General features: G+C 37.0%; 17 protein-coding genes and 1 tRNA gene. 13 read left to right on the top strand and 5 right to left on the bottom strand.

Going from position 1 to position 19,320, the window contains the following annotated elements:
* Positions 1-73: 73 nt before the first annotated feature.
* Positions 74-943: a helix-turn-helix domain-containing protein gene (locus tag JQC67_RS14325; protein WP_203253604.1), complete on the bottom strand. Its 870-nt coding sequence runs from the start codon at positions 941-943 to the stop codon at positions 74-76.
* Between the two features lie 203 nt (positions 944-1,146).
* On the opposite strand from JQC67_RS14325, the gene pcaH reads away from it, so the two are divergent.
* The 9 genes from pcaH (at position 1,147) to JQC67_RS14280 (ending at position 11,565) form a co-directional block, all read left to right on the top strand.
* A complete protein-coding gene (gene pcaH / locus JQC67_RS14320) occupies positions 1,147-1,854 on the top strand; it encodes a protocatechuate 3,4-dioxygenase subunit beta (RefSeq protein ID WP_203253603.1) in 708 nt (235 codons plus the stop codon).
* 12 nt (positions 1,855-1,866) lie between these two features.
* Positions 1,867-2,403 carry a protocatechuate 3,4-dioxygenase subunit alpha gene (gene pcaG / locus JQC67_RS14315; RefSeq protein ID WP_203253602.1) on the top strand — a complete coding sequence of 179 codons (537 nt, stop codon included), beginning with the start codon at positions 1,867-1,869 and terminating at the stop codon, positions 2,401-2,403.
* 14 nt (positions 2,404-2,417) lie between these two features.
* Positions 2,418-3,728, top strand: coding sequence for a 3-carboxy-cis,cis-muconate cycloisomerase (gene pcaB, locus JQC67_RS14310; protein ID WP_203253601.1), 1,311 nt, complete (start codon positions 2,418-2,420; stop codon positions 3,726-3,728).
* A 4-nt stretch (positions 3,729-3,732) separates the two neighbouring features.
* Positions 3,733-4,866 (top strand): bifunctional 3-oxoadipate enol-lactonase/4-carboxymuconolactone decarboxylase PcaDC, encoded by a 1,134-nt coding sequence (gene pcaDC / locus JQC67_RS19075; protein WP_238934802.1) that lies wholly within the window; start codon positions 3,733-3,735, stop codon positions 4,864-4,866.
* Position 4,867: 1 nt separating this feature from the next.
* The gene (locus JQC67_RS14300) at positions 4,868-6,061 is read left to right on the top strand and encodes a 4-hydroxybenzoate 3-monooxygenase (protein ID WP_203253600.1); all 1,194 of its coding nucleotides are present in this window, start codon (positions 4,868-4,870) and stop codon (positions 6,059-6,061) included.
* 6 nt (positions 6,062-6,067) lie between these two features.
* On the top strand, positions 6,068-7,414 hold the full coding sequence (locus JQC67_RS14295) for a 3-oxoacid CoA-transferase (protein ID WP_203253599.1): 1,347 nt from the start codon (positions 6,068-6,070) through the stop codon (positions 7,412-7,414).
* 4 nt (positions 7,415-7,418) lie between these two features.
* Positions 7,419-8,630: a 3-oxoadipyl-CoA thiolase gene (gene pcaF, locus JQC67_RS14290; protein WP_203253598.1), complete on the top strand. Its 1,212-nt coding sequence runs from the start codon at positions 7,419-7,421 to the stop codon at positions 8,628-8,630.
* A 64-nt stretch (positions 8,631-8,694) separates the two neighbouring features.
* Entirely contained in the window at positions 8,695-10,989 is a 2,295-nt protein-coding gene (locus JQC67_RS14285; protein WP_203253597.1) for a glycoside hydrolase family 3 protein, read from the top strand.
* A gap of 60 nt (positions 10,990-11,049) precedes the next feature.
* A complete protein-coding gene (locus tag JQC67_RS14280) occupies positions 11,050-11,565 on the top strand; it encodes a heme-binding domain-containing protein (protein WP_203253596.1) in 516 nt (171 codons plus the stop codon).
* Positions 11,566-11,895: 330 nt separating this feature from the next.
* Here JQC67_RS14280 and JQC67_RS14275 read toward each other — a convergent pair.
* The 4 genes from JQC67_RS14275 to JQC67_RS14260 all read right to left on the bottom strand — a co-directional run bounded on the left by JQC67_RS14275 (position 11,896) and on the right by JQC67_RS14260 (position 15,572).
* A tRNA-Ser gene (locus tag JQC67_RS14275) sits at positions 11,896-11,980 on the bottom strand.
* 132 nt (positions 11,981-12,112) lie between these two features.
* Positions 12,113-13,627, bottom strand: a complete 1,515-nt coding sequence (locus JQC67_RS14270; protein ID WP_203253595.1) for a sensor histidine kinase — start codon at positions 13,625-13,627, stop codon at positions 12,113-12,115.
* A gap of 12 nt (positions 13,628-13,639) precedes the next feature.
* A complete protein-coding gene (locus JQC67_RS14265) occupies positions 13,640-14,818 on the bottom strand; it encodes an ABC transporter substrate-binding protein (protein WP_203253594.1) in 1,179 nt (392 codons plus the stop codon).
* 31 nt (positions 14,819-14,849) lie between these two features.
* Positions 14,850-15,572, bottom strand: coding sequence for a hypothetical protein (locus JQC67_RS14260; protein ID WP_203253593.1), 723 nt, complete (start codon positions 15,570-15,572; stop codon positions 14,850-14,852).
* 165 nt (positions 15,573-15,737) lie between these two features.
* Here JQC67_RS14260 and JQC67_RS14255 point away from each other — a divergent pair, with 165 nt between their 5' ends.
* The 4 genes from JQC67_RS14255 to JQC67_RS14240 all read left to right on the top strand — a co-directional run bounded on the left by JQC67_RS14255 (position 15,738) and on the right by JQC67_RS14240 (position 19,246).
* Positions 15,738-16,493 (top strand): sulfite exporter TauE/SafE family protein, encoded by a 756-nt coding sequence (locus JQC67_RS14255; RefSeq protein WP_203253592.1) that lies wholly within the window; start codon positions 15,738-15,740, stop codon positions 16,491-16,493.
* Positions 16,494-16,558: 65 nt separating this feature from the next.
* Positions 16,559-17,194, top strand: a complete 636-nt coding sequence (locus JQC67_RS14250; RefSeq protein WP_203253591.1) for an NAD(P)H-dependent oxidoreductase — start codon at positions 16,559-16,561, stop codon at positions 17,192-17,194.
* 37 nt (positions 17,195-17,231) lie between these two features.
* On the top strand, positions 17,232-18,425 hold the full coding sequence (locus JQC67_RS14245) for a DegT/DnrJ/EryC1/StrS family aminotransferase (RefSeq protein ID WP_203253590.1): 1,194 nt from the start codon (positions 17,232-17,234) through the stop codon (positions 18,423-18,425).
* Positions 18,426-18,457: 32 nt separating this feature from the next.
* Positions 18,458-19,246 carry a 3-keto-disaccharide hydrolase gene (locus tag JQC67_RS14240; protein ID WP_203253589.1) on the top strand — a complete coding sequence of 263 codons (789 nt, stop codon included), beginning with the start codon at positions 18,458-18,460 and terminating at the stop codon, positions 19,244-19,246.
* Positions 19,247-19,320: the final 74 nt, after the last annotated feature.

The raw sequence follows: 19,320 nt of genomic DNA, 5'->3' as shown, positions 1-19,320 counted from the left end.
AAAAGTCAGCGTCTTTTTACACGCTATATTTCATACACCAGACCATTATCCAAAACCAACCACCAACCAAAAATCATCCCTTCCTAAACTCGCCAGGTGCTACGCCCACCCGCTTTTTAAACAAGCGACTAAAATAGGCAGGGTCGTTAAAATTCAAAAAGTAAGCTACTTCTGCTATGGAGTATGAGGTGTTTAAAAGGTATTTTTTGGCCTCGTTTATGGTAAAATCTTGCACCACTTTAAGGGCAGATTTTCCGGTTACGGTATGGCAAACACGGTTAAGGTGGGTTTGGGTAATGCCTAGGGCATCGGCAAATTTCTTTATACTCAACAGGTTCTGCGCATGTTGTCGTATCAATTCTTGAAATTGCTGATAATACGCCAAGTTTTTATTATTAGAAAGTAAGGCATCTGCCGTATTTCTGAATTTTTCACGAAAAAGCGCTAGATACACCAATTCAAAATACCTTCTTAAAGCTAAAAGTTTTTCTGGAGCATCATCAAAAATTTCATTTTGTATTTTGTCTTTAAGATACCGCACATCAGAAAAAGTAGTGGTGTTCTCTAAAAAGGAAAAACAGTTCAATTGGTTACTCTGCTTTTTAATACTGGCTTTATCCTGTAAAAGTGTGTCATAAAAAGATACGGAGAGGGTAATGACCTCCCCAACAATAGAAGGCTCAAAATGAAACCCATGTAATACGTTGGCAGGTACCGTAACCACACAGGGAGCAGCAAGTTCAATACGGTTACCTTCAGAAAGTAAAACACCGCTACCTACTTCTATGACAAACAACTGCACCAAATCTGTATGAATATGCTCGGCAATCTCCCACTCGTAAATTTTACTGCGATCCTCTAAGGGTTCAATATGTATAAAGTCGGTCACCAAAGGCTGTTGATGCTCGCCGTATAAGCCTTGGTATCTTAATATTTCATTCATTAATGTATATTTTAAACAAGTTTAATATAAACCTAAAAATATCATAAATAACTATAATAAAGCATTTTATAGCTATTAATTAGCATACGGACAAATATACGTATTAAATAAATGTTTATTCTGTACAAGTATAAATGGAATTTGTCCAACCTCATTTTGAAATATGCCTTTACCTTCGATGCAACAACCTTCAAATTGAAGCTATGAGTAATATTATTCAATCCGGATTTGATAAAGAGATTCAACCCAGTTATTTGTACGAGGGTTATAAATCAACAATAATTAGAGCACCTACCAAACCCTTAGTGATGCCTAAAAAATCGGAACTAAGCCTAACAGGGCCTGTGTTTAAAGATTTTAAATTAGGCGTATTAGACCATGACCTAACCAAGAATGCGGTTAAAAACGGAGAACCTCTTGGGGAGCGTATTGTGGTTCATGGTAAGGTGACCAATGAAAAAGGACACCCTATTCCATATACCTTACTTGAAATCTGGCAAGCCAATTCATCGGGACGCTATATTCATAAAGCAGACCAACACGATGCGCCATTAGACCCAAATTTTTCAGGTGCGGGTCGCTGTATGACCGATGCTGAAGGAAACTACAAATTCTACACCATCAAACCCGGAGCGTACTCTTGGGGAAACCACCCAAATGCATGGCGTCCTAACCATATTCATTTTTCCCTTTTTGGCGGAGATATTACTAGTCGTTTGATTACGCAAATGTATTTTCCTGGTGACCCATTACTAGAATTTGACCCTATGGTGCAATCCATTCCTTTAAAAGGAAGGGATTTGCTAATTTCAAAATTTGACCTTGCTTTAACAGAGCCTGATTTTGCGCTTGGGTATCGTTTTGATATTGTTTTACGTGGCCATAATGCCACTCCATTTGAAAATCTTTAGACCAATATAGCCATGGATAAAAAACACTTACAAACCCCATCACAGACCATAGGTCCATTTTTTGCATACGGGCTCACACCAACCCAATACGATTATGAATTCAAATCTTGGGTAGATAATAATATGGTTGCAGATATAGATGCACCAGAAACAATAGAAATTTCAGGTACCGTATTCGATGGCGAAGGGCAAGCTATTGATGATGCTATGGTAGAATTATGGCAAGATGATGGCGAGCATAAATTATACGGAAGATTTGGTACGGGTACTGAAGAAAACAACCGTTTTATATTTAAAACAATAAAGCCAAAATCAGTTAATGGTCAAGCCCCATTTATCAATGTAATTCTGTTTATGCGAGGTCAGTTATTACATACCTATACACGTATTTATTTCGCTGATGAAAGCAGTTTGAATGCATCTGATAAAGTTTTAAATTCAGTTGATGCAAAAAGAAGAAACACCCTAATTGCTGAAAAAGTGGGACAAAAATATAGCATTGACATTCATATGCAAGGCCAAAAAGAAACGGTCTTTTTTGACCTTTAATTTAAATCATTGCAATGTCATTATATTCCGAAACATTTTATGCCCGTGAATTGTCTGAGTTGTTTTCAGATAGAAATGCTATTGCGCAACTATTAAAAGTTGAAGCGGCACTAGCTATGGCACAAGGCGAAGTTGGTATTATTCCTGAATCTGCAGCGAAAATTATTTCAGATTGTTGTGTTGTAGATGCAATTGACCAAATCTCCTTGAAGAACGATATTGTTTTGGGCGGAAATGCTGCCATCCCTTTGGTTAAACAACTGACAAAGGTTATTAAAAATCAAGATTTTGAAGCATCAAAACATGTGCATTTAGGAGCAACTAGCCAAGATATTATTGATACTGCCACCATACTTACAATTAAAGAATATGTAGTATGGTTAGATAAGAAATTGAATTCTTTACAGGATGCGTTACTTTCCTTAACCAAAGAACATGTGCAAACCTTAATGATGGGTAGAACCCTTTTGCAGCAAGCTAAACCCATGACCTTTGGCGTGAAGACTGCCGGCTGGTTAGAAAGCATCGCTCGAAGCAAAAATAGACTTTCAGAATTGAAAGACCGTCTTTTTTGTATTCAACTCGGAGGCGCTGTAGGTTGTGGCAATGATTCGATTACCGCTGAAGTACAAGAAGCATTTGCGAAAAAGCTTGACTTAAATCAATCGTTCCCCTGGCAATCACAACGAGATTCGTTAGTTGAATTCGCTTCCTTTTTAGGAATGCTATCTGCAAGTATGGGAAAAATAGCAAAAGATATTTCCCTGTTAATGCAGACTGAAGTTGCTGAAGTTTTTGAAGGTGCCGCAGAAGGTAAAGGTGGTTCTAGTACTATGCCACATAAACGAAATCCTGTTGGTTGCGCACTTATTCTTAGCAATGCCATTCGTACTCCCGGTTTAGTGGCTACAATGCTATCGGCAATGCCTCAAGAGCATGAACGTTCTGCCGGATTATGGCATGCGGAATGGGAAACACTTACCCAATTGATGAATTTGACGAGCGGTTCTTTAGTCAAATCTGTTGATTTAATCAGCAATTTAGAAGTGGACAAAGAACGTATGCTTCAAAATATCGAAATCACAAACGGACTCATTTATGCCGAAAAAGTATCCTTGCATTTATCAAAATCTTTAGGAAAAATGCAAGCGCATGAGTCGGTAAAAAAAGCATGTACTATAGCTATACAAAAGCAAAAACATTTAAAGGATGTGGTGTTAGAAATGCATTCGCAAATTGAAAATATTGAGGAATTATTCAAGCCAGAAAATGCTATTGGCAATAGTGTTTCTTGGGTAGAAACCATATTAAAAAAGTATTCATAAGGGTATGAAAACAAATTATAAAATTCAAGGGACACAAAATAGTCCGGTGCTGATGTTCTCCAACTCTTTAGGAGCCGACTTAACCATGTGGGATGAGCTTGTACCTCATTTATTGCCCTATTTCAGGGTCCTGCAATATGATACAAGAGGACATGGACAAAGTGAAATTACTGAAGGTCCGTATACCATAGAAATGCTCGGCCAAGATGTTATCGACCTATTGGATGATTTAAGCATAGAAAAGGTTTCTTTCTGCGGATTATCTATGGGCGGGTTAATCGGACAATGGTTGGGAATCAATCATCCTGAAAGATTGCACAAGCTTATTATCAGCAATACCGACTCCAAAATTGGCACTGTGGAAGGTTGGGATGAGCGTGTTATAACCATTAATGAACAAGGGATGCAGTCCATTGTAGTTGGCACTATGGAAAAATGGTTTACGACGAGTTATCATAAAACGAATCCATCCCGCGTAGCGGAAATGACCAACATATTTTTAGCGAACAGAACAGCAGGGTACACCGCCTGTTGCGCGGCAATTGGCAATGCTAATTTTAGGGCTACCATAAAAACAATTTCTTCAGAAACTTTAATCATTACAGGCGATGAAGATGCTGTTACCAATGTAGCTCAGGCACAAGTGATGCAAAAAGAAATAGCAGGTGCAAAACTAAAAGTGTTTCATGCCAGACACTTACCGAGCACAGAACTACCTGCCAAATACGCAGAAGCGCTTATTAATTTTATAGTTGGCGAAGACACTTTTGATAGAGGAATGCATGTGCGCCGTACTGTTTTAGGCAATGCTCATGTAGATAAAGCAAACGGCAACAAAAATGAGTTCAATACTGATTTTCAAGAATTTATTTCACATTATGCATGGGGAGAAATTTGGACAAGACCCGGTTTACCAAAACATAGTCGCAGTTTAATAACTCTAGCCATGTTAATTCCTTTGAATAAAAAGGCCGAGTTTAAAATGCATGTTAAAGCCGCTTTTAATAACGGAGTTACAATTGATGAAATCAAAGAAGTGATATTGCAATCAGGTATCTACTGCGGTTTACCCGCAGCCAATGATGCGCTGCATTCTGCAGAAGAAGTATTTGAAAATTTAGGCTTGGGATATAAGTAGTATGATAAGCATCAAAACACAAGTCGGAATTATAGGTGCAGGGCCATCAGGTATGGTTTTGGCCAACTGGTTGAAAAAACACGGAATCTCGGCGGTAGTTTTGGAATTGCGCTCTAGAGCATATGTAGAAGGAAGAGTACGTGCTGGCTTGGTAGAACAGAATACCAAAGATATCTTGAAAGAATTAGGTCTTGATGCTCGAATGAAAAAAGAAGGTATTGTTCATGATGGCGTATACCTAAGTTTTGATGAAGAGCGTATTCATATTCCTTTTGGGGAGTTAACCAGGGGAAGAACCATAACAATTTATGGTCAGCAGGAAATTACCAAAGACCTTACGGATGCTTGGTTGCAAGAGGGCGGAGAACTACACTTTGAAACCAGGGCGACCAAAATAATAGATTTTGATACGAAGCGTCCTAAAATACATTTTGAAAAAGACGGCGAAGAAGGCATTCTGGAATGCGATTTTGTGGTGGCCTGTGATGGTTTTCATGGAATTGGACGTAAGACCTTGCCAAAGAAAAGTTTCCAGTCCTATGATATTACCTATCCGTTCAGCTGGTTGGGAATATTAGCAAATGTAGCGCCTTCAACAGACGAATTGATTTATGCCTATCATGAAAATGGTTTTGCCTTACATAGTTTACGTTCGGAGACCGTAAGCAGATTATATGTTCAAGTAGACAATAATGAATCGGTCGATAATTGGTCCGACGACCGTATCTGGAGTGAACTTTCCAAACGTTTGGCGACCCCAGGGTTTGAACTTGAAGAAGGTCCTATTTTTGAAAAAAGCATTACCCCAATGCGCAGCCATATGATTGATAGTTTACGAAGTGGGAGATTATTATTGGCTGGCGATGCTGCACATATAGTTCCACCAACAGGGGGTAAAGGCATGAATTTGGCCATTGCCGATGTTAAGCATATGGTTGACACCTTTGTGGCCTATTATACAACGAATTCTGAAACGTTACTCGACACCTATACCAATGATGCCCTTCGTAGAATTTGGAGAGCGCAGGATTTTTCGAATTTCATGACGAAGCTATTTCACAAACAAGATGCTCATGGGTCATTTAGCTATCGCTTACAAAAAGCAAAATTTGATTATCTAAAAGTATCTAGAGCATATAAAACCACCATAGCAGAGAACTATGTAGGGCTACCGTTTGAATCGTTTAAAAATTAAATATCAATGAAAACAGTTCCAATAATAAGTGCTGAAAAAGCGGCAAGTTTAGTAAAAGATGGCGACATCATTTTAGGGGGTGGCTTTGGTATGACGGGTAACCCAGTGAATATCATTCATGAATTGGCAAAGACCAAGACCAAAGACCTCACCTTTATTGCAAACAATGTAGGCGAACCTAATATGGGCGGTGGTCGCTTGTTGAACAATGGTCAATTAAAGAAAATGATTGGCTCTTTTTTCACTTCGAATAGAGAAGCCGTTTTAGCGGCACAAGAAGGTCGTGTGGAATATGAATTATTGCCTCAAGGAACTTTGGCAGAAGCTATACGGGCAGGTGGTGCAGGTATTGGCGGATTTTATACGCCCACATCGGCAGGAACCTTAATCGCTGAAGGACGAGAAACTAAAATGCTTAATGGAAAAGAGCAAGTTTTTATAGAAGGTATTAGAGGAAATGTAGCCATCATAAGAGCTTGGAAAGCAGATACGGCAGGAAATCTGCAATACCGCATGACGGAACAAAATTTCAATAGAGCCATGGCAACAGCTGCTGATATTGTAATTGCCGAAGTGCAAGAAATTGTTCCTAATGGGGAAATTGACCCTAATGAGATTCATACTCCAGGTTGTTTTGTAGACTATTTGGTGGAGCGAAAACTAACGGAAGAAGATTTGGGTTCATCAGCATCGGTAGGTTCGTCAAAAGTAATTGATGAAAAACGAATGAATATGGCCAAACGTGCGTTTGCGGAATTAGAAAAAGGCGATGTGGTGAATCTTGGAATTGGCATCCCAACTTTAGTAGCCGATTTGATAAAACCAGAAGACGGCATCATTCTACATACCGAAAACGGAATGCTCGGTGTAGGTCCCGAACCAAAAGATGGTGGCGGCGCTATGTATTATCCTGTAAATGCAGGTAAAGTACCCGTTACGGCGTTGCCTGGAAGCAGTTATTTTGATAGTGCCGATAGTTTTGCCATGATTCGTGGCGGGCATATTGATGTGGCCATTATGGGCGGATTGGAAGTAGATGCGCAAGGAAATCTGGCCAACTGGTCCGTACCCGGAAAACCTTTATTAGGTGTAGGTGGTGCTATGGATTTAGCATCGGGCGCCAAAAAATTAATTATTACATTACGTCATACGGATAGAGACGGCGGTTCAAAAGTAGTTGAAAATTGCACGTTGCCCATTACCGATTTTAACTGTGTAGATATGTTGATTACGGAATTGGCCGTGTTCAAATTTATTGACGGACAGTTGACCCTTATAAAAATTTTACCAGGTAGTACACTGGAGGAGGTCCGTGAAAAAACCGAAGCCAAATTTGTAGAACAGTTACAGTAGAAAAATGAAAGAAGCATATATAGTTGACGCAATAAGAACCCCAATAGGAAGTTTTAGAGGTGCTTTGGCACAAGTGAGAGCAGATGATATGGCGGCAATTCCCATCAAGGCCTTACTCGAAAAATATCCGAATCTACCCAAAGATGCGATTGATGATGTTATACTAGGGTGCCATAATCAAGCAGGTGAGGATAATAGAAATGTAGCCCGTATGGCCTTGCTATTGGCGGGGCTTCCCTATAGTGTACCCGGCGAAACCGTAAACAGATTATGTTCGTCAGGAATGTCAACGGTAGTACAAGCTAATAGAGCTATTAAAGCTGGTGACGGTGACGTCTTTATCGCTGGTGGTTTGGAACATATGTCTCGTGGTCCATTGGTAATTTCAAAATCAACTGTTGCTTTTGGGAATGATTCCAAAATGGAAGATTCTAGTTTTGGTTGGCGCTTTGTCAATAAGAAACTGCACGAAATGTACGGCACCGATGCCATGGGAATCACCGCCGAAAATCTTGCCGAAATGTTTAGCATAAGCCGAGAGGACCAAGATTTATTTGCCTATAATTCTCAAATGAAAGCTACCAAAGCTCAGCAAAATGGAATTTTGGGGGAAGAGATTTGTCCGGTAGAAATTCCACAACGAAAAGGAGATGCAGTCATCGTAGCGCAAGATGAATTTATAAGACCGAGTACAACCTTAGAAAAACTAGCCACCTTAAAAACTGTCTTCAAAAAAGACGGAACAGTTACAGCAGGCAATGCATCTGGACTAAATGACGGGGCAGCGGCCATGTTAGTCGTTTCAGAAGATGCCTTGAAAAAATACAATCTCACACCAAAAGCTAGAATAGTAGCTTCGGCTGTAGTGGGTGTAGAACCAAAAATAATGGGTATTGGTCCTGTGTACGCCACAAGAAAAGTCTTGGCAAAAGCAGGCTTGGAATTAAAGGACATGGATGTACTGGAATTCAACGAAGCCTTTTCCGCTCAAGCATTAGCCTGTACACGCGAGTTAGGCTTGGCAGATAATGACCCAAGAATAAACCCTAACGGCGGGGCAATTGCTATTGGTCATCCATTGGGCATGTCTGGTACACGAATACTTCAAGCGGCAACGAACGAATTAGTTCGCTCCGGAGGAAAATATGGTTTGGCTACCATGTGTGTGGGTGTAGGTATGGGATATGCTACTATTATTGAGAATGTAAATCAATAATATTTTGGGCTTTAAAAAATCTAAGCGAAAAAAAAGTTAGAAGTAATACCGTAAAAATCATTTTATGCAAATCAAAAAATTAAATTCAATAACAACCATCTTGGCTATATCATTACTATTAGGCAGCTGTGGAGAAAAATTTACATCCGTAGAAAAAGATGGTTTTGTTCAGGTTTCAAATACCGACGGAAGCACCTTAGGCTATCATCCGGAATCTGGAGTCAAAATATTAACCGTTGACAGATATGCTTTTAAAGATTTAAATCAAAACGGAACTTTAGATGCCTATGAAGATTGGCGTTTGCCTGTAAATGAGCGTGCTCAAGATTTGGCTAAGCAAATGAGTCTAGAAGATATTGCTGGTTTGATGTTGTACAGTTCGCATCAATCAATTCCTTCTGGAAGTCGCGGTTATGGCTCATCCATGTACAACGGAAAACCCTTTGAAGAAAGTGGCGCTGCAGCCAGCGATTTATCTGACGGACAAAAGAAATTTTTGACGGACGACCATTTACGTCATGTACTCATCACCTCTGTAAAAGACCCAGCAACTGCAGCACAATGGAACAATAATGCACAGTCTTTAGCAGAAGGAATGTATTTAGGAATTCCAATAAATAATAGTTCAGACCCACGTCATGGTAGTGATTCATATGCAGAATTTAATGCTGGTGCTGGTGGTGACATTTCGATGTGGCCGGGCACATTAGGAATAGCCGCAACTTTTGACCCAACTTTGATGAAACAGTTCGGAGAAATCGCATCAAAAGAATATAGAGCATTAGGTATTTCTACCGCATTATCTCCTCAAATAGATTTAGCTACAGAACCGCGTTGGAGTCGTTTTGATGGCACAATGGGTGAAGACCCTGACTTGGCTGCAGATTTAGCAAAAGCCTATGTTGATGGCTTTCAATCTACCGATGGTGGTGACTGGGGGATGGAAAGCGTAAATGCCATGGTAAAACATTGGCCTGGTGGTGGCCCAGAAGAAGGTGGTCGTGATGGTCACTTTGGTTATGGTGCTTATGCGGTATATCCGGGTAAGAATATTAAAGACCACATGAAACCTTTCGTAGAAGGCGCGTTTAAGCTAGATGGACCAACAAAAATGGCTTCGGCCGTAATGCCTTATTATACCATTTCTTCAGGCGAAGGTGAAAAGGTTGCCAATGGCTATAACAAGTATTTAATCACAGAGGTACTAAGAGGAAACTATGGTTACGAAGGAGTTTTGTGTACCGATTGGGGTATTACCAGAGACATGTCCGCTGTTCATAAATTTGAGGGGAAGCCTTTTGGTGTTGAACATTTATCTGAAGCGGCACGTCACTATAAAGCGATTGAAGCAGGAATGGACCAATTTGGTGGCAATAATGATATGGGTCCGGTTTTGGAGGCTTATAAGTTGGGTGTTGCTGAAAGGGGCGAAGAAGCCATGCGTGCTCGTTTTGAAGAATCAGCTGTTCGTTTGTTGACCAATATTTTTAGAGTAGGTCTTTTTGAAAATCCGTATTTAGATGTTGCAGAAACAAAAGCCATCGTAGGGAATAGCGAATTCATGAAAGCTGGTTTTGATGCACAATTACGTTCTGTAGTGCTATTGAAAAACCATGGAAACATTCTTCCACTAAAAGCGAAGCAAAAAGTATATGTGCCACAACGTTATATTGCACCGAGTACGAATTGGTGGGGAATGACTTCCGAAGAGAAAATGGAATATCCGTTTAACATGGAAGTAGTTGCTAAATATTTTGATATAGTTGATACTCCAGAAGAAGCAGATTTTGCTTTGGTGGGCGTTCAAAGTCCAGATGGTGGTGTTGGTTATGATGTTTCTGATTTAGAAAAAGGAGGCAATGGATATATGCCTATAAGCTTGCAATATGATACGTATACTGCTGATACGGCTCGTGAAGTAAGTTTAGCTGGTGGTAGCGATTTAGAAGATTTTACCAATAGAACTTACAAAGGAAAAACGGTAAACACAAATAATACTACGGATATGAAATTGGTAAATGACACCAAAGCTAAAATGGGAGACAAACCTGTAATTATATCTATAAAAGTTGGGAAGCCTATGATATTTTCAGAAATTGAAAAAAGTGCTTCGGCTATTGTAGTTCATATGGGCGTACAAGACCAAGCTTTGATGGAAATCATTACTGGAGCTACGGAACCTTCTGCATTACTCCCTTTTCAAATGCCAGCTGATATGCTGACTGTAGAAGCACAATTTGAAGATGTACCACGCGATATGAAACCATATACAGATGCAGATGGAAACGTTTATGATTTTGCTTTCGGATTAAACTGGAAAGGAAAAATTGAAGACGAGAGGGTGAAAAATTATAAATAGACTAAACCCTTTACTTAATTACGCGTCAAAATAAAACAACGTTTAACCAATATGTACATCATGCTTAAAAAAATCTTAATAGGGTTAGGAATTATACTAATTGTAATTCAGTTCATCTGGCCAGATAAGAACGAATCGAATGATCTTACTCATGACATTTCAACGAAGTATAATGTGCCTAGCGATGTAAACCATCTCATGCAGGTTTCTTGTAATGACTGCCATTCTAATAAAACCGAGTACCCTTGGTATTCAAACATACAACCAGTTGCTTGGTGGCTCGACCATCATGTCGATGATGGTAAGAAACATTTGAACTTTTCGGAGTTTACCCAACTTCCGTTATTTGTTCAAAACCATAAATTTGATGAAATCATCGAAATGGTAGAAGATAAAGAAATGCCATTGCCTTCATACACCAATTTTGGCCTTCATTCAGAAGCGAACCTTTCAGATGAGCAACGTAATAAAATCATGGATTGGGCAAAGGCACAGATGAATTTTCTAAAGGAAACCTATCCTGCCGATAGTCTTAAATTCCCCAAGCGTGATAATCGTGTGCCTAGAGGACAATAACAATAGTTCTATAAAACGAAGGTTTTATAGAACATAATTCAAATTACTAAGTCCAAATAAATCTATGTTCAAAGAAGGGCAATAGCACCCCATTTAGCACCCGAAAAAACAAAGCCCCGTAAACATTAGTTTACGGGGCTTTTTGCGGCGGAAGAGGATTACTCATACTTTCGTGATCCCAGTTAGAAATCCTGGGCAAGCATAGCAACCCACATCGCCAGAAAAAGGCGATGCTTGGTTTTTTGTTTATTTCCACTTCTTTCAAGCCTAATGGCTTGAGAAGTTCCAACAAACAAAAAACCCATAACTTTCGTTATGGGTTTCCTTTTGCGGAGGAAGAGGGATTCGAACCCCCGGAGGTGTGACCCTCGCCAGTTTTCAAGACTGGTGCATTCGACCACTCTGCCATTCCTCCAATAGCGGTTGCAAATATAACAACCTTTTTCAATTAGATAAAAGGTTGTTTCAGTTTATTTCTACTAATGTTGCTAATTTTTTTATCCTCAAAAACAGCATTAGCCATTTATTAGGTCTATATGCTTGGTTTCTAGACGAGAACTGAATCTATATCGGGGTTTTTAGCTAAGGTGAAATAAAATGTGCTACCCTGATTTTTTTGAGATTCTACCCATATTCGACCTTTGTGCATTTCAATAATTTTCTGACAATGCGCTAAACCAATACCTGTGCCTTGATATTCTTTATTAGTGTGTAAGCGTTTAAAGATGGAAAATATTTTAGATTGATGTTCTGGTGCAATACCTATTCCGTTGTCTTTTACACCAAATTTCCAAAAGTTTTGATCATCTTCATAAAATATTTCAACAATAGGTTTGACACCTTTTTTTTGAAATTTCATGGCATTATTTATTAAGTTTTGAAATAATAGCCTAAGTGCTGTTTTGTATCCATTAATGTTTGGTAGTTCATTAAAGATTAGATCAGTATTGGTGTCTTTAATTAGTTCAGATAAATCAGTTTGTACTCCTAAAATTAATTCATCACAATTAATTGTCTCTAAAGATTTGTCATTTCCTAATCGACTATAATCCATTAAATCTTTAACTAAAAATTGCATTCGGCTGGTAGCCTCAGAAATAAAACGAAGACTATGTTCACCTGTATCATCTAACTGACCTTTATATTGCTCTGTAAGTATTTTTGAAAAACTACTAATGGTTCTGAGCGGTTCTTGTAAATCATGAGAAGCTATATAGACAAATTGTTCTAATTCTTTGTTTTTACTATTAATGTTTTCAAAACTCCTACTTAACGAATTGGCCATGTTATTAAAATTGTCCCCAAGTTCATTCAGCTCATCTTTTCCATTTAAAGTTACTCTATGTTCGTAATCTCCTTTACTAATTCTTTTTGCACCATCTTGTAATATCTTAATTGGTTTAACAATTGAATGTATTGTTTTAAAGGCTACTAGTACACTAATTAAAATGGCAACGGTACTCGATATAACAATAATTTTGTTAAGATTGATTAATTGCCGATTAAGTTCTGTTTTTTTAGTTTTGCTTTCTAGATTAAAATTTATCTGCAGGGCAGATACTAAATGGTCAATTTCACTAAACTGTAAGGCTATTTTGTCTTTTAATAATGTTGATGAAACATTTAGTTTTTCAATTTTCGCATAATCGTTATTTGTTTGGAGAATAATAAACATATCCTTCACATTAATTATGGCATTATCTGAGGTGCTAATTATTTTGCTAAAAGATGAGAATTCTGGATCATCCGGAGGAAATGTTGCAATAAGATCAAATGCCCTATTGTTTAGATGTGGCAATTCAACCTCTGTTATAACTTTCATACGGTTGGTTATTTTATCGCTTTTGGTCGATGAAATTTTATTGAGAGCTATTAAGAACAATTCATTATTGAAAGTGCGATATTCATGCAGAATCTCAAGAGCTGGCTCTATTCTAAAATCAATTACTTCTTGTATTGTTTCAGACTTTTTTGAATATTGAGACTTAAGTACCATCACTAATAAGAGTACTGTTATAGTTGTACCGAATGCAAGTATTAATTTACTTTTTATTGTATTCAAATCATCTAATAATTAACGCCTTACCTGTTCTAAATTACCTTTAGACTCGTATCGGTATAGTGAGAAATAGATACCCTTAGAAGATCTATTTTCAGAGATTAATATATTTCCACAGATTCCTTGGTAGTACCTAACGTTTTTCATTTTATTACGTAACCAATCAGAAAATGCCGGATATTCATTTTGCTTAACTTGAAAGTTTCGCAATTCATTAAGTACTAGATTCATTGCATCATAGGCTTGCATAGCCGGCCAGATGGATGTTGGCCGCTCATGATACATGTTATAGTATTGTTCTATAAATTTGTTGGCTAATACAAAATTGCCATCTGCAGGGGTGAAAAAACTGCATTCTGTTCCAATTATAGCACCTTCAGAATTATCGTAAAAAGCGGGGTCAAGTAAAACAGTAGATCCAAAAAATGGAGCAGTAATTTCTAAATCACGTGCCTGCTTCATAGCATAACCTAATTCTTTATATCCGAAGAAGACATAAGCATCGAAACCTTCTGCTTTATATTCGGCCATTTCTTCAGTGAAATCAACTTCACCTATATTTACAGTAACTACTTCATATTCTACATTCGCTTTCTTCAATATATCAATAGCAGCGTTGGTAGCCCGAGTCATATAATCATTAGGGTATTGCATAAAGAGTACTTTCTTTAACCCTAATTCAATAATTCTTATTGCAATTATTCCATTAGCTTCTTCTGTTTTTTTTGCAATTCTAAACGTGTTTTCATTTGTTGTTGAGAGTAAATCATCACTATTTAATGGGTTTACTACAATTACACCATCTTTTAATATTTCATTTTGTACCGCCATTGTGCCGTCGGTATTACTAATAAATAAGACCTTTATGTTGTGTTCTTCTTTCAATTTATGGTAAGCAGGAATAGCATTTTCTTTAAGCCATTGGTCATCTTCAATGAATAAATTTATTTGAGGTTCATTTTTTAATTTATTGGCATTGTATTGACTTACAGCTAGTTTCATTGCATTAGAAGGCCCTATACCCAAATCTGTTGCTCTGGTAGTTAAAGGGCCAATAAAGCCAATATTAACTACTTCTTTTGCAGGACCTTGACAGCCCATACCAATGAATGTTAATAGTACGATACAGAGCCATTTTGACTCAATACTAATATCGATTTCGAATTTGTTTGATAAATAATTTTTTATGCCCATAGCCCCCAACTTTAATAATTAATGAATAACATTAAAAAACAATTTTATATTCTAGTCCATACCCTAATCCGTAATTTTCATCCGAAAGAAAGTCATTGATTCTAAACTCTAAAATAGCGTAAAGCTGATTAATTAATCGAAACCCTAATTGATGTTCACTTACATACTTAAATACAACACCGCCATTGTCTAAATAGCTAAAATTCTGATCAATGAACCCGCCTAAATAAAGCCTGTTCTTAAATGTTTTGGGGGAAATATTTATACGATACACATGTTCTATAATTGACATGTATTTTGTTTTTGCGTTTCTTCTAAATTGAATGAACATTGGGTTTATAGAATAGCTCATATTCAACTTTTTAAAAAATGAACTTAATTTTTTTATAGACTGTAGACGAGCACGAAGACCAAATCTAAAATCATCATTGTCAGCACCATTTCGCATAACATATTGTAATGTTACATCTAGAGGTGAAGTTTTACTTAAACTATATCTTAAATTATGCTCAGCATAATTTGTTTCAAAATCAAAAGATTGCTTACCACTTTTGTAATTGGTGAGTGAAAAATATTGAAACCTGTTCACGTTTGCTAATATGTTGTACGTTAGTACACTAAACTCTCTAGTATCATAATAACCATTGAAGTCTACAAACCCAGTTATTTTGGGTTTTTCAATGGTATTTTGTGCAGAAAGTGAAAAGTTAATCACTATCAGAATAAGGAAATTAATCCAATAAGATTTTTGCATTTATGGTTGGTTAGTACGCTATAAAGAAGCAAAAGATTACAGAATATGTTACTGTAACGCAAAAAATGTAAGAATATTCTTTATTAATGAAGTTTTATGAATACTTATATAAATAGGTTTTGCATTTAGTTATGCCCTTTTATTTTTAGAGCTTATTTTTACCGTATGGAAGAATGGTTTCATTATCCTTTGTTGATATTCGTCGGTTTTATTGTTGGTTTTATAAATACAGTAGCTGGCGGAGGATCACTTATTACATTGCCTGTGCTTATATTTTTAGGGTTGCCACCAAGTGTAGCCAACGGAACAAACCGAGTGGCTGTAGTTGTTCAGAATTTTATGGGAGGCGCAGGATTTAAAAGTAAAGGAGTCTCTACGTACCCATTTAATATTTATTTAGGAATTTCAGCTTTGTTTGGCGCTATTTTAGGTGCCTATATTGCTGTTGATATTAAGGGCGATACATTTAATAAAATATTAGCCATTATCATGATGATAGTGGTTCTCATCATCATTTTTAAGCCGAAACTAAAGACTGAAGATTTGTACGAGAAAATTACAGGTAAACAGCTGTGGCTTGGTATTATAGCATTTTTTTTCTTCGGAATTTATGGTGGATTTATTAATGCGGGACTAGGCTTTATAATTATCTTATTTTTACACTATGTAAATCAGTTAACCCTTGTAAAAGCTAACGCTACCAAAGTTGTTGTTGTATTAATATATTCGCTAGCAGCTTTAGTAGTATTTGTTTTGAATGATAAAGTAATTTGGTTGGTAGGGCTTGTGCTGGCAATAGGTACCGGTTCTGGGGCATGGTTTGCTAGTCGATTTTCAGTGAAAAAAGGAGATGAATTTATTAAGAGCTTTTTGGTAATTATGGTAGTCATAATGGCCATTAAACTTTGGTTTTTTACCTAAAGGATGATTACTTATTTGAAATAGCAATGATCTTTTTCCATTAAGCGATAAGCATATTTAGAGTTATGAAAGATATTATTGAACATATGAAATGGCGTTATGCTGTTAAGAAATTCGATTCTGATAGAATTCTATCCAAAGAAAAAATCGATAAACTTAAAGAAGCTTTTAATCTTACAGCAACTTCTTACGGACTACAACCTATTAGCTTGCTAATTGTAAAGAATAAAGAACTGCAGAATGAGCTAATGACTTATTCGTATCATCAACCACAAGTTGTTCAGGCATCGCATATTTTGGTTTTTTGCATTAAAGACACCGTTGATGCCAATTACATTTCTAAATATTTTGAGCAAATAAAAAAGGTGCGTGAGGTGAGTGATGAAATACTTGAGCCTTTTAAAAATGATTTGCTTGATAGTTTTTCTAAAAAGGATATTGAGCAGATTAAAAAATGGAGTACTAATCAAGCCTATTTAGCCATGGGAAACCTATTGACAGTTTGTGCTGTTGAAAGAATTGATTCTTGCCCTATGGAAGGTTTTCAACCCGAAGCCTATGATAAGTTACTGAATCTTAAAGAAGAAGGACTTACATCAGTTTTAGCTATGCCCATTGGTTATAGAGCAGATGATGATATTTTTGCTGGTTTTAAAAAAGTCAGGAAAGATATGGCTGAAAGTGTCATTGAAATAGATTAATTTCCCAAAATTCTAGTAACAAAAATTATATTTATACATGCCGGGATTCGAATTTTTTGGTGATGCAGAACGAAAACAAGTAGAAGCAGTTTTAGATACTGGCGTATTAATGCGTTACGGATTTGATGGCATGCGCCAAGGCAATTATAAGGCAATAGAATTAGAGAAAGCTTTAGCCAAGCGTATGCAAAGCAAGCATGCACAATTGGTAAGTAGTGGTACTGCCGCAATAACAATTGCATTGGCCAGTGCTGGTGTTGGTGCTGGTGATGAAGTTATAATTCCCACTTTTACATTTGTTGCAAGTTTTGAAGCAGTTTTAGCTTTGGGTGCAATACCAATTTTAGCAGATGTTGATGATACGTTGACTTTGAATGCTGAGGCGGTTGAACGCGCGATAACTAACAAAACAAAAGCCGTTATGCCTGTGCATATGTGTGGGTCTATGGCAGATTTACGGGCGTTGAAAGCTATTTGTAATTCACATGATTTAATATTATTAGAAGATGCCTGCCAAGCGATTGGTGGTAGTTTTGAAGGTATTCCTTTAGGTGCTTATGGTGATTTAGGTGCTTTTTCTTTTGATTATGTTAAAACCATTACTTGTGGAGAAGGTGGGGCTGTTGTAACTAATAACGCTACCTATTTGAAAAATGCTGACCATTATTCTGATCATGGTCACGATCATATCGGCAACGATAGGGGAGCAGAAGCACATCCATTCTTAGGTTATAATTATCGTATTTCAGAATTGAATGCAGCTGTTGGGGTAGCACAAATAGCTAGATTAGACGAGTTTATTGCTATTCAAAAGAAAAATTATTCCATTTTAAGAGAAGCCTTAGAAACAATTCCTGAAGTTGTATTTCGTACAGTACCAGAAGGTGGTGTTGAAAATTATTCATTTCTCAGTTTCTTTTTGCCTTCAGAAGAAATGGCCGTGAAAACGCACTCAGCCTTAGCTGAAGCTTCAGTTGATGCTTGTTTTTATTGGTATTATAACAATTGGCACTATTATAAAAAATGGGAGCATTTAACAGAAAGAAAATCTTTAGGTAAATTGCCACAGGAAGTTTTAGACGGATTACAAGATTTCACTAAAACTGATTTTTCGAAATCTGATCAGTGGGTTTCTAGAAATATTTCCTGTTTAATTAAATTGTCTTGGACTGAATTAGAAGTATATGAGCGGGCACAGAAAATGGTTGCAACTATAAAAAATCTACTATAAATTAATTAAATTCAACTAAATATAAACATTATATGAAACTAAAAGTTATAAGTATTTGCGTTTTTACATTAGTATTTTCTTTTGCTGCCTTAGCGCAAGATGGTTATTCAAGTACACCTCCTGAGGTGTCACCAATGCCCATGAAACCTGAAATGACTGAAATTTGGGAACCTGAAGTTGAAGTAATAACTCCAGCTAAAACTTTAGGCGATGCACCATCTGATGCCATCATTTTATTCGATGGTTCAAATTTAGATCAATGGGTGAGTCAAAAAGATGCTACAAAGCCAGCACCTTGGAAAATAGTTAACGGTGATCATTTTGAAGTTGCTCCAGGTACTGGTGGTATAATGACCAAAATGAAATTTGGAGATGTTCAATTGCACATAGAATTTAGTGCTCCTGATAAAGTAGAAAGTGAAAGCCAAGGTAGGGGAAATAGTGGTCTCTTTTTACAAAACAGATATGAGTTGCAAATTTTAGATTCGTACCAAAATAGAACGTACAGAAATGGTCAGGCAGCTAGTATTTATAAAGATGAAGCGCCCTTGGTAAATGCTATGCGTAGTCCATTAGAATGGAATACCTATGACGTTATTTATACTGCACCAAGGTTTAAAGCTGATGGTCGATTAGATTCTAAAGCAAGAATTACTGTTTTGCATAACGGAGTTCTAGTTCAGAATAACACAGTAATTAATGGTAATACTTTTTATATCGGTTTGCATCATTATCCAGAAGCGCATGGTGATGACGTAATCGCATTACAAGATCACGGTAATAAAACGCAGTTCAGAAATATCTGGCTAAGAAAATTGTAAAGTACAATTCTTAAAAAAAGTAAAAAGGTCTAAAATTTTAATTTTAGACCTTTTTTATTTTATAGTGCTGCTCT

This window comes from Aurantibacter crassamenti (assembly GCF_016811105.1).
Lineage (GTDB): Bacteria > Bacteroidota > Bacteroidia > Flavobacteriales > Flavobacteriaceae > Aurantibacter_A > Aurantibacter_A crassamenti.
The sequence above is the reverse complement of the archived record's forward strand: the minus strand, read 5'-3'. Positions and strand labels throughout refer to the sequence as shown.

What these genes read in the sequence shown, in the direction of transcription:
- JQC67_RS14295 (WP_203253599.1), top strand. Translation starts at nt 6,068, where the DNA reads ATGAAAACAGTTCCAATAATAAGTGCTGAAAAAGCGGCAAGTTTAGTA.
- JQC67_RS14255 (WP_203253592.1), top strand. Translation starts at nt 15,738, where the DNA reads ATGGAAGAATGGTTTCATTATCCTTTGTTGATATTCGTCGGTTTTATT.
- pcaDC (WP_238934802.1), top strand. Translation starts at nt 3,733, where the DNA reads ATGAAAACAAATTATAAAATTCAAGGGACACAAAATAGTCCGGTGCTG.
- JQC67_RS14285 (WP_203253597.1), top strand. Translation starts at nt 8,695, where the DNA reads ATGCAAATCAAAAAATTAAATTCAATAACAACCATCTTGGCTATATCA.
- pcaH (WP_203253603.1), top strand. Translation starts at nt 1,147, where the DNA reads ATGAGTAATATTATTCAATCCGGATTTGATAAAGAGATTCAACCCAGT.
- JQC67_RS14240 (WP_203253589.1), top strand. Translation starts at nt 18,458, where the DNA reads ATGAAACTAAAAGTTATAAGTATTTGCGTTTTTACATTAGTATTTTCT.
- pcaB (WP_203253601.1), top strand. Translation starts at nt 2,418, where the DNA reads ATGTCATTATATTCCGAAACATTTTATGCCCGTGAATTGTCTGAGTTG.
- JQC67_RS14300 (WP_203253600.1), top strand. Translation starts at nt 4,868, where the DNA reads ATGATAAGCATCAAAACACAAGTCGGAATTATAGGTGCAGGGCCATCA.
- JQC67_RS14280 (WP_203253596.1), top strand. Translation starts at nt 11,050, where the DNA reads ATGCTTAAAAAAATCTTAATAGGGTTAGGAATTATACTAATTGTAATT.
- JQC67_RS14245 (WP_203253590.1), top strand. Translation starts at nt 17,232, where the DNA reads ATGCCGGGATTCGAATTTTTTGGTGATGCAGAACGAAAACAAGTAGAA.
- pcaF (WP_203253598.1), top strand. Translation starts at nt 7,419, where the DNA reads ATGAAAGAAGCATATATAGTTGACGCAATAAGAACCCCAATAGGAAGT.
- JQC67_RS14250 (WP_203253591.1), top strand. Translation starts at nt 16,559, where the DNA reads ATGAAAGATATTATTGAACATATGAAATGGCGTTATGCTGTTAAGAAA.
- JQC67_RS14260 (WP_203253593.1), bottom strand. Translation starts at nt 15,572, where the DNA reads ATGCAAAAATCTTATTGGATTAATTTCCTTATTCTGATAGTGATTAAC.
- JQC67_RS14265 (WP_203253594.1), bottom strand. Translation starts at nt 14,818, where the DNA reads ATGGGCATAAAAAATTATTTATCAAACAAATTCGAAATCGATATTAGT.
- JQC67_RS14325 (WP_203253604.1), bottom strand. Translation starts at nt 943, where the DNA reads ATGAATGAAATATTAAGATACCAAGGCTTATACGGCGAGCATCAACAG.
- pcaG (WP_203253602.1), top strand. Translation starts at nt 1,867, where the DNA reads ATGGATAAAAAACACTTACAAACCCCATCACAGACCATAGGTCCATTT.